This is a genomic window from Nocardia amamiensis NBRC 102102 (genome assembly GCF_001612745.1).
GTDB classification, from domain to species: domain Bacteria; phylum Actinomycetota; class Actinomycetes; order Mycobacteriales; family Mycobacteriaceae; genus Nocardia; species Nocardia amamiensis.
The window spans coordinates 26,701-38,392 of record NZ_BDBA01000125.1 but is presented as its reverse complement, the minus strand read 5'-3'; the positions used below and the strand labels follow the sequence as shown (position 1 = coordinate 38,392).

Below are 11,692 nucleotides of genomic sequence, written 5' to 3'. Positions count from 1 at the left end.
TTATTGGGAGGCAGAACCTAGTAATTCCGGACACCGGCGAACGGGCGAGGCTAACCTCCGGTGCGGATGATCTGCTCGATATTGCGTTCGGTGAGTGCGCTGATGGTGAGCGAGGGATTTGCGGCGCCGGCATTGCCGGGGATGGCTGCACCGTCCAGGACGTAGAGGCCCGGGTGGCCGTGGACTCGACCGTACGGGTCGGTTACTCGGCCGAGGACAGCCCCACCGAGAGGGTGGGAGCAGGCGTTGGCGTAGCCGAGACCCGCGGGGAGAAGGGACAGCCCGGCGGCCGCAATTCTGCTGCTTGCGGCGCCGGCGGCGGCCAAGGCCGCGTCGCCGCCGCCGGATGGCCAATCCAGGACGACGTTGTTCGTGGCGAAATCGTAGCGGAAGGTGCCGCGGGTTTCGTCGAGGACCAGGCCGATGACGACGAGCATCCCGACGTCGACCGGTACGCCGGGGACCGCGAAATTCTCAAGGACCGTGGGCATCCCGGATTCATCGAGGACACGACTGGCGACGGACGCGCCCTGCAGACCTAAGTCGGGAGAGTTGAGAGTCCACGGAGCCAAGATCACATTGCCGTTGGAGCCCCACCCGGCGCCGACATGTTCGTTCAACTCGGGTAGCGTCCCGGTCGCTTGGGCGCGGACGAGAAGTTCGGAGGTGCCGACGGACCCAGCGGCGAGGATCAGGCGGTCACATGTAAGCATGCGGCTGCGCAGTACCTCCCCGGTCGGAGCAAGTTTGGTGATGGCGACACCGAATCGTCCACCGGGCTCCTGGACGATGAATTCCACCTGATGCCCTGGATAGACCCGGGCCCGCCCGGTTTCCTGCGCATACCGCAGGTAGGTCTGGTTCAGATCGAACTTGGCGCCGTTGGAATTGCCCATGGTGCTGCGCCCAATGGTCGCCGAGGCCAGTGATCGTCCGGACAGTTCGTCGCGCAACACTGCCCAGTTCCACGTCGAATCTGCGGGCTCAGGGCGGTATCCAGCCCGGCGGGCCAGCGTGTCCCACGCTCGGCTGTGTGCAAAGGCAGGGGAGTGGTAGATATCGTCGGGCATTGGGCTGATCCGCAACATCCGACGTGCGCGAGGGAAATAGATCTCATCCAATTCACGGTAATCAACCAGCCCGCCGAACAGCGTGTCGAAGAACCGCCGCTCCGGCTGTGCGGATACTCCGGTATAGACGATCGAACTTCCACCCACCGCCGCGCCCCGCAGAATACGCATATTCGGATAGTTGTCGATGCAGAGCACGCCGCCGAAATTGTCGACCCCCAAGGAAAACGGGACTCCGGACAGGCTGTGCAGAATGTCGGAGAAGGTGTCGCGATGCCACACACCCCGGCCGTCCGGCAGCATTTCCGAGCTGAAGATGTCCCGCCACGGATCATTCGGCCACCGCGAACCGCGTTCCAGCACAGTTACGTCCACGCCTACCTCGGCCAACCGCAAGGCCGAGATCGCGCCACCGAACCCGGAGCCGATCACGATCACCGGGCTATGCTCCGGTGGGTCGGGTAGTGGCGCAAAAATCTCGGGCACTGTACTGCGGTACCACTCCGTGCGTGGGTTTTCCCCGACGTTAGCCGAAGCCCGCGAACCTGCTGTTGCGGCAATCGAAACGAGCGATGCTGCCGCTGCCAATGCGGATTTTCTAATGAAGCCGCGCCGGTCCATCTGGATAGTTCCTCTGAGTGTTGGGATTACAAGGATTTGTCGGAGCCGCTTGCAAGAAATGCCGCCGTCACTTCACGGCGAAGACTTGTCTCGACATGTCGAATGGCTTGGGCGACGATCATCTCGTTGATCCTGCCCAGCAGGCGACCAGTCAGCCCTGGTGCGATCGGATAGTCGATCCGTACCCGCACCAGCGTCGTCTCGGCGCTTGCGGATTCGAACGCGAAACGGGCACTCACATATGGCTTTTGCTTGGATTTCAGCGCAATCAACTCGCCGTCGTGCCATTCGACAGCGGTCAGTTCGACCGTGACCGAGGTCGCGCCATTGGAAAATGATGTAGCGAAAATGCTACCAGCACCGGAGGTTTGGGCGCCGCACGGCTGGAATTCTGAGACGCCGAACATCCATCTCGGAACGTTGCGATAATCGGCGACGAATCCGAAAGTGAAATCGAGCGGAGCGGCGATTTCTCCGCGTCGTTCAATCGTTCCCGGCACTGTTCCCCTGCTTCCGGATCGAGTAGATGTTGTCGTCACCCAGGGAGGCGGTATCGGAGAGCAGCAGCTCGGCCTCGCGCTCGCGAATCTCCGTGTCCTCAGCGCCAAGCCTGCGATCGGTGAGTCGTTTGAAGGGCGCGTTGCCGCCGCACATCGTCTGAACAAGGCGTTGCCTGCCCAGCGCTGCCCGCTCACTCGCACGCCGCAAGTACTCGGCCCGCTGCTCCGGATCGATCGAGCGGACGAATACCTCGGGATGCACCAACGCGATGAGCCCGGAGACATGACCGAAGCCGAGCGACGTTACCAGGCCGGCCTTGAGCGGGAACCCCGCTCCGAAGCGGAGCGGTTCACGCGGCCATACCAGCCGGGAGTACCGCTGCATCGCCTCGTCTACACAGTCCAGGCTGCGGTTGGGCGGCACTATGCCGTGGGTGAGCACCTGGCACAGACCGATCAGCTGGAAAGCGGCGGCACCACCCTTCGCGTGCCCGGTGAGCGACTTCTGTGAGACGACGAACATCGGAGCGCCGGGGGACCGTCCGAGAGCTGTGGCGAGTCGCTCGTGCAGTTCGGACTCGTTCGGATCGTTTGCTGCCGTGGATGTGTCGTGCTTGGAGATGACTGCTATATCGTCCGGGGTGACGCCGAGTGCGCGCAGCGCCACCGCGAGTCGCGAGTCCGTCCCGCCCCGGCCCGCGCCGAGCGCGCCGAGGCCCGGCGCCGGAATCGAGGTCTGCACACCATCACCGAACGACTGCGCCCAACCGACGACCCCCAACACCGGTAGGCCCATCTTCAACGCGATATCACCACGTGCCAGCAGAATCGTGCCGCCACCCTGTGATTCGACGAATCCAGAGCGGCGCCGGTCATTGGCCCGGGAGAATCGGCGGTCGGCGATACCCTTGGCCGCCATTGTCGCCGAGTCGGCGGTTGCCGACATATCGCCGAATCCGACGATCCCCTCGATGCCGAGGTCGTCGAAGCCGCCGGCTACCACGAATTCGGCTTTACCGACGCGAATTTTGTCGAGGCCCTCTTCGACGGAGATTGCCGCGGTGGCACAGGCGGCGACCGGGTGCACCATGGGACCGTAACTCCCGATGTAGGACTGGACCACGTGCGCGGCAACGACATTCGGTAATGCCTCCTGCAGGATGTCATTGGCGCGGGATTCGCCTAGCAGGGTGTCGATATACAGCGAGCGCATCGCGCTCATCCCGCCCATGCCCGTGCCTTGCGAATTGGCGACCAGACCGGGGTGTACCCAACGCAGGAGTTCGGCTGGTGTGAAGCCAGAAGACAGGAATGCGTCCACCGTGGCGACGACGTTCCACAATGCCACCCGGTCCACCGAGTCGGCCATTTCCGCCGAGATGCCCCAGCGTCTGGGGTCGAAACCGGTGGGAATCTGCCCACCCACTGTACGGCTGAGCGACATGGTGCGCGGTACCCGAATCTCGCTGCCCGCTTTGCGTATTATGCGCCAATCGGTGCTTCCCTGGCACGGGCCTATGACCGTGTGCTCGGGATCGGCGGCGGCGAATGCACGCGCATCCGCTTCGGATCCGACGACGAAACTCAGATCCTGGTCCAGAAATACCGACACCAGCAGCAGGGCAGTATTGTCGACCATTGCACCGTCATCGCCGAAGCGGCGGATACCGCAGCGTGCCAGAACCGCGTCGTGGTAGCGTTCCGCGATCTCGGCCTCCGGCACAAAGTCGCCGGAAGCGGCGTCGTACCAACCGGGTTCCGGATCGTTCTCCCACGTGATCAGGCCAGTGGTCCAGGCGAGTTCTACGACCCCGGCTGCGGAAAGTCGTTCGTTGACTTCCATATCGAAGCGGGTACGTGCGGAACCGTAGGGTCCGAGTTCGCCTGCTCCGACGATGACGACAAGGTCGGACGGCGCGACAGCAACCTCGCCCCACTCCGGGGTGGGCGGTGTGGCGGCAATCGTGGGAGGCAGTGGCAGGGCGTCGATGGTCGGCAGGGCCGATTCGCCATCGGGTTCTGGTGTAGTCGAGGACAGCTGGACGCTCAGGGTCGGAAGATCGAGTTTCGCTTCGGCGAGGCCGCCGGTCAGATCGACTGTGATCGGACGGTTGTCGGTGTAGTCGCGCGCCCGCGCGCCCGCCCATTTCAATAGTTCATCGGCCATCTCGCTGGATGACCAGGTGCGCACTCCGGCCTGCTCCACGGCATCCACGAGTGGATCGTTGTGCGCCATCAGACCTGTGCCACGAACCCAACCGATCAGTGCGTGCACCAGAGTGACCCGGTCGGCCCAGCTGCGTTCGGCCTTCCATTTGGCCACGATCGCATCCAAGGCTGCCTTCGACTCGCCGTAGGCGCCGTCGCCGCCGAACAGGCCGCGATTGGGTGAACCGGGAAGCACCACGTGTAATGTCGTGTCGCTATCGCGTCTCTGTACCAGGTTCGACAGCCCGCCGATCAACCGCTCGATCGACCACAGCAGCACACGCATGTCCAGCTCGGCGCGCGCACCCGCGTCGGCGAGTTCGCCGCGAACGCGCGGTGCCGCGAAGGGAAACAGCAGCGTCGGAGTGACAGCTGCGCGGATCAGCGTGTTGACGCCGGCGACCGTCTCGACATGGTCGGTACCGATCCACTCGATGAGCGCGTCGATATCGCGATAGGACGCCAGATTTGTCGGCACCACCCAAAGAGCCGCTCCGGGACGGGCGCTGTCGCGGTACAGGTTTCGATAGAAGGCCAGGCGCTCGTCGTCCAAACGAGAGGTGGTGACGAAAACCGTCGCACCGCCGCCGAGCAGCTTGCCGGTGATCGCAGCCGCGATCGAGTCCTTGCTCGCACCGGTAACGACGGCAACGTCGTCTGCCCACTCTCCGCCATCCTTGGGATGCGCCGCGTCCTCGGCGATCTCGCGGTATCGCAGCGCGAGGTCGCGCCGTCCTTGCCGCTCGGCCCGCTGCTGCCACCACCGTGCCTGTGCGGCTACGGCAGCGCCCGCGTCGGCGAAAATGGCGCGCTGCAACGAATCCGGGTCGAGCCACAGCCGAGCCAGATCCTCGCGTGCACTCGCCCACCGATCGTCGATCAAGACGGCGCGTTCGGCGTCGAATGCGGGGGCGACCATACGCGGCCAGTCCGAGCCCAACTCCGCCGACACCAGCTCGATCAGAGACGAATCCGGGGCTTCCGCTGGCTGTGGTTGCTCGTCCAATCCGAGGTCGTCGAGGATGTGCCGCGCGGCCGATGCGAGTACACCGTCGGGCCCCGTCAAGCGCTGGTCGAGCTCACGCAGCGCGACGGAATCGACTGTGCCGGACGGGTCTTCTGCCGTCGATGGCGGGACTACTGCGACGCCGTACCGTGCTGCGACGCGCTGTACGGAGGCATCGATGGCCGTATCCACCCCGGCTGCGTCGATCGGTGCGGCGGGCAATAGCTCGCCGAGGTCGCCGCCGCGCATGCTGATGCCATCACGGGTCCCGAGCACCACCTCCGCGGTCACATGCGACGCCCAACCCGCGCCCAGCTGCCACACCGTACGGACCCGATCGGCGATGGCCGGCGGGCGCTTGCCAGACGGGCCGAGCACCTTGCGTAGATGGTCGGCCGTGGCATCCGACAGTACCGAGCCGAATGGCCGATAGGTGCGTGCGAGTTTGCGCACTGTGCCGCCCAACGTGGTCATATCCGCCTCGGCGGCACCGTCGATTGCACCGAGCGAGAGCTCGGCGGCCAAGTCGACGAGCAGTTGATTTCGTCGTGAAGACACCCCGTCGCACAGCTCCTCGATGGTGTCGGTGGGACGGATTTGGTCGAGCCGCAGTTTGGTCCACAACGCGATGAGCATCGCCGTGGCATCCGCGGCAGTGAACGCGATATCGTCGGGCGTGCGGTTCGGCGCCGGACTTGCCACCGTCGCAGCGGCTGGCGGTGCGACAGGGGTCTCCTCGGTGACGTATTCCTCCGGGACCGATTCCGGATCGAGGTTGGTGCCACAGACAATCGCCGCGTCACGCTCGAGATTGAGCACGTCTACGGCGGCACCCTGGAAATCAGCCAGCTTCAACGTCTGGCTTGCCAGGTTCGCCAGCGTCGGGGTAGCGGCCAAACCTACCTCGACGAAACGTTCGACACCCAGTCCGCCGTGCATCGGATCGGCGAACAGCAGATCCTGCGTCTCGATCCAGCGAACCGGACTGGCGAATTGCCAAGCGAGCAATTCGATGAGCACGATCCGGCACAACTCGGCGGGCCGCTCGATCCAATGGTCATAGTCGGCGAGCACTGTGGTCAACGGGCCGGACGGGACGAGGTCGGCGATCTCCTGGAGGAACGTCCGTTCCAGCGAGAACAACCTGGGCACCAGGTTCGGGATATAACGTCCCACCAGTACTTCCGGATGCAGATCCTTGGGTATCAGCTCCTCGAGCCGACGCCGGAACTCGGGCACTCCCGTGCGCAGCACACTCGAATGAAACGGCACATCTACGCCCGGGATCAGGATGAAGGCTCGCTTGCCGCCGAATTCCGCTCGGCGGCCGTTGATTTCGGCCTCCAACGCCGTTAGTCCATCCACGGTGCCGGCGATGGCGTACTGCGAGCCGCGCAGATTGAGGTTCACCACCTCGAGGAATTCGCCTGTGCGCGCACTGATGGACTCGATGAAATCGATGACCTCGTCGTCGGGCAACCCGATCTGCGACGGACGTATCGCCGCCATGCGATAGTTGCTGCGCCCTTCGGCATTGCGTGGCACCAATCCGTGCATCGCGGCACCGCGTTGAAACACGATATCCAACAACGATTCCAGCGAGATAGCTGCTGAGATGGCGGCCAGCGCGTTGTACTCACCGACCGAATGGCCGGCCAGCAATGCTTCCTCGACGAATGCTCCCGACTCGCGCAACTCGGCGATCTGCGCGACGCCGAGCGTTGCCATCGCGACCTGAGTGAACTGTGTCAGATGCAGAACTCCGTCCGGATGCCGATGGTCGACACCGCGAACTCGTAGGTAGGTGGGGTTGTCGCGGACCACGGCCAGAATGGAGAAGCCCAGTGCGTCGCGGGTGTGCTTATCCGCACGGTCCCAGACCTGCTTGGCGGCTTTGGAACGATCGCGGGCGTCCAGGCCCATGCCGGTGCGCTGGATTCCTTGACCGGGAAAAGCGTAGATCGTCCTCGGCGCTGCGATCTGTCCGGTGGCGATCATCACCAGGTCGGTGCCGACCCGGCAGGAGATCTCGACGAGTTCGGCGCCCCGGTGGATACCGACGCGGTCGATATGCACGTCGACCCGATCACCGGGCCGCACCATGGCGAGGAACCGCGCGGTCCAGGCGGTGATCGCCCGTGCCGATGTAGGTGCGGCCGGATCCGACGCGGACACCGCTTGCTGCACGGCGGCCGACAGCCACATGCCGTGCACGACAGGACCGTCGAGGCCGGCGAGCAACGCTGCGGCAGCACAGGTGTGGATCGGGTTGTGGTCACCGGAGACCCCGGCGAAGGCGTCCATGCTCGACGGTGCCGTCATGGTCAGATCGCGTATTCGCTTCCGTGGGGTATCGGTGGCGGACGCGATATCCGAACCGCCTGCGCGTGGCGGTTCCGACGCCTCGACGTCGCCGGTTCGTCCGCGAATCACGAAGCGCTCCACCAAACTCGCTACGGTCGACGAGCTGGATGTGTCGCCGATGGCGACTCGTACTTCGACTACCCTGCCGAGATCGGTGTCGAGGACATCGGATGCCTCCGCCCGGATCATGAGTGCGCCCGGGGTGGTGGGCAGTTTCCCGTCCAGCAGCACCTGATGGTCGAGATGGACCAGGTCGAGCAGGCCCTCGATCACCCGTTGCCCGCCGGGCGTGCGGGTGGCGGCCAGAACGGCGAAGACAGCGGGCCAGCATGCGCCGACCAGGACGTCGGGCACACCACGGCGGATCGGTTCCAGTGTCTCGGGCAAGCCCGAGCTGGTTACGCCAGTGTGATCCGCGGCCAAGTCGGGAGAATAGGAGAAGATGAGTTCTGCACTGCCCTCGACAATCTCCGGTAGCTGCGCTCCGGCAGCGACACCGACCAGTGCTGTCATCGCCGTTTCAGCGTCGGCGGAGGTGATGATCGGCGCACCGCCGTCGACCGCATCCGGCGGCGCCGTGATCCGTATTCGTAACGACTCGGCGCCGCGAAGTGGGACAACGAGCTCGACCAGGTCGGTATCCAAAGCTCTCAGAGCGGAGCCGGTCGGGGGGTGGATCGCAGTGTTGCCCGCTATGGTCCATTCGGCGATCGGACCGAGGCGAGCGACGGGGCTCCGAGTGGTGCGACCCGCCCAGCACACATCGGGTGCCGCAAGCACGACATCGACCGATCCCGCCGCGATACCCGCGTGCCTGCGTCCCGGAACCGGGATCGGCGTGATGCCGGACCTGAGCAGGGCGTCGGTGGTGGCCTGTTCGAACCGGTCGAGCAATGCACCTACCGGCTCGTCGACCCGGGTGATGCCCGCGACAGACACGGGGCCGGGGATGACGCACACTTGGTCGGCGGAGTAGCGCGGGTTGTGTGCCTGCCATAGCGAGTCCGAACGCCACCAGCGACGGACTTCACCGTCGAGCACCGGCACGAAATTGACCGGCTTGCCAGGTGTTCGGCACAGCGATACGAAATACGGCACATCGGCGGGGTGAAGCAGGGCGGTGTCAGCGTCCGGATATTCCCTGCGTAGGACGTCAATTGCCTTGGTCGGGTCTTCGAGAAACTCGGTGCTGGCGAACAGGGCTGGGATGGGTCCGCGGTCAATCGGATCCAGCCGGGCCTGCGCGCGGGCCAGCATGGCGCCGAAGCGGTCGCGCCAGGTATCGTCCAGCCAGATCGAATCGGCTGTGCCAGCAGCAGGTGCGGCGCCAACCGCCAATTCTACGTATCGGCACAACCATTCGGTATACGTCATCGTCGCGGCATCGCCGAAGTACGGTTTGGCGGTCTGGTCCAGCGCGGCAATGATTTCGGTGCGTCGCCGGTCGACTGCCTCGGCATCGCCAGCGACCTCGTCGAGCATCTTGCCGGTCCGTGAGGCCGAATTGTCGATTTCGTGAAGGTCGGCGCCCAATTGACTTCGGCCCGAGGCCATACCACCGGTGGCAGTGCCGGCGCCAACCCAATCCGCAGTACCGGGTGTATCGACGAGTAGCTGCTTTACCTGCGGCGAGGTCGTCGCCTCCAGCGCCGCCATGGCCGCCGTTCCCACCAACACGCCGTCCACCGGCATCACAGGATGCCCGTGTCCCGCCGACCACTGCCCGGTCAGGTACTGGGCGGCGCGCTCAGGTGTCCCGATACCGCCGCCGACACACACGATCACGTTTCGGCGCGACCTCAATTCGGGATAGGTATCCAGCAGCAGGTCATCGAGGTCTTCCCACGAGTGGTGGCCGCCAGCCCGGCCACCCTCGATATGTACGATCACCGGCAGCTGCGGCACCTCGTTGGCGATGCGGATGACCGCGCGGATCTGCTCGACCGTGCCGGGTTTGAACACGATATGCGCGATCCCGGCCTCGGACAGTTCCTCGATCAATGTCAGGGCCGCGTCGAGTTCGGGGATTCCGGCCGAGACGACTACGCCGTCGAAGGGAGCGCCAGCCGCGCGTGCTCGCTGCACCAGCCGTTTGCCGCCGAGTTGGAGCTTCCACAGATAGGGGTCGAGGAGTAGTGCATTGAACTGTACGGCACGGCCTGGGGCGAGCAGGGTGCGTAACTCGGCGACGCGGTCTGCGAAGATCTGCTCGGTCACCTGTCCTCCGCCGGCCAGTTCGGCCCAGTGCCCAGCATTCGCCGCGGCAGCGACGATTCCGGCATCGACGGTGGTGGGAGTCATGCCCGCCAACAGAATCGGTGAGCGCCCGGTGAGTGCGGTGAACGCTGTCTGGACTACGACGCGACCATCGGGTAGCGACACCGGCCGCGGCGCGAACGTGGACCAAGCGGGAGTAGGTTCAGAAGCGGCACCAGGTGTTACCAGGTTGCGGTGGCCGGCGCGCGTTGCGGCAGGAACGATGCCGACGCCGGTGCCTCGGGTGACGGAGGAGGTCATCCTGGTCAACAGATCGCCTGGTCCCAGGTCGAGAATCCAGCGGGCGCCGGCGTCCACCACCCGGTCCACGGCGGCGACCCAGTCGACGGGCGAGACCAGAATCTTGTCGGCCATCTCGCAGGCGAATGCGACATCCAATCCGCACTGTTCGGCCCACCTTCCGACCATGTCGATCGCCTCGGCCAGTGCCGGATGATGAAATCCGACCTGCACGTCGACCGGTTCGAAGACCGGCGCGAAGACCGCGCCGCCGCGGGTGCGTGCATCGCGCTCGCCACGCTGCTGTCGGGTGATCTCTTCGCAGTGCCGACGAAGTCGCGCGAGATGCCCGGCTCCGCCTGAGACCACAACACGACGGCGGCCATTGCGTACCGAGACGACAGGTGCGTCGGGTGCCGCGATCTGCGCGGCGAATTCATCGACGACAGCTCGAAGCCGATCCGGAGCGACGCCCGCCACCGACACCATCGGGGGATAGGTCGCGGAGCCGACCATGCCCCGCCGGCGCCCCACCAGGACGGCGGCTGCCCCGAGTAGCTGCGCGAGCGCCAACAACTCGACATCCCGGGTGTTGTTGTTCGCCAATGCCGATGCACCGAGCAAGCCTTGCGAGTGCCCGATCAGTGCCATGGGCGGTGTGTGCCCCGGATCCAGCCCGAGCAGCGAGAGAACGCGGATCATCGTCAGCTGACCCAGCAGTACGCCAGGGAACGACATCGGCGGGGTGGCGGCTACCGCGTCGCAGGAAGGATTCGGCTCGAGGATCCATCGCAACGGATCGAAGGCCTCCGGACGCACGAGTGCCAGCTCGCGCTCGACCGGCTGTACCAACCGAGCCGCTTCATCCACCAACTCCGCGGCGTCGAACTCGAGATCAGTGTCAGCGAGCAGTTCGGCCAGTGGATTCAGCCAACGAGCGCCTTGACCCCCGAACGCCAGAGCGAATGCTTCGCCACCCCTGAGTCGATCGACCAGCGCGGTGCTCGGCGTGTCGCGGGCACCACTGGTCGAATCCATATCCGAACGTGGCTCACGCCACGATTGTTCATCGATGGTCATGGACAATTCCTTCGCTGATCAAGTAGCGATTTGATTTCCCACCCAAAACAGCCGCAGCTCAACGCGTGCGGACCCCGTGACGGAATCCCGCAACTCACGGGAATCTGTCAGCAACCGCGCCATCACGGGGCGGACAGTAGTGGTCCAGTTACTCCGCTACGAAGGCCAATTCTGGTGATGGCTCGAGTAAACGTCAGATGAATCCGAACCGTCGGGAGCATTGCTGCGCCTTTCTGATCCGGGCAAGTCTGCGAACATGTCGCTATCCCCATGTGTTCCTGCAGGTCCGACCCCGCGGGAACTGATCAGTCACTTTCGATGGACTTGCTGTGACGCTACCAGCGTTC

Annotated in this window: 3 protein-coding genes; all 3 read right to left on the bottom strand. The window is 64.8% G+C overall.

Annotation, left to right across the window (positions count from 1 at the left end):
• Positions 1–50 precede the first annotated feature (50 nt).
• Entirely contained in the window at positions 51–1,556 is a 1,506-nt protein-coding gene (locus NA4_RS22845; protein ID WP_444980043.1) for a GMC oxidoreductase, read from the bottom strand.
• Between the two features lie 161 nt (positions 1,557–1,717).
• Positions 1,718–2,191 carry an SRPBCC family protein gene (locus tag NA4_RS22840; protein ID WP_169811097.1) on the bottom strand — a complete coding sequence of 158 codons (474 nt, stop codon included), beginning with the start codon at positions 2,189–2,191 and terminating at the stop codon, positions 1,718–1,720.
• Positions 2,175–11,345, bottom strand: coding sequence for a type I polyketide synthase (locus NA4_RS22835; protein WP_067473588.1), 9,171 nt, complete (start codon positions 11,343–11,345; stop codon positions 2,175–2,177). Before NA4_RS22835 ends, NA4_RS22840 begins: the two co-directional genes overlap by 17 nt.
• Between the last annotated feature and the right edge of the window lie 347 nt (positions 11,346–11,692).

Bases quoted from the DNA above. Each gene is read 5' to 3' on its own strand.
- NA4_RS22835 (WP_067473588.1), bottom strand. From the start codon at position 11,345: ATGACCATCGATGAACAATCGTGGCGTGAGCCACGTTCGGATATGGAT.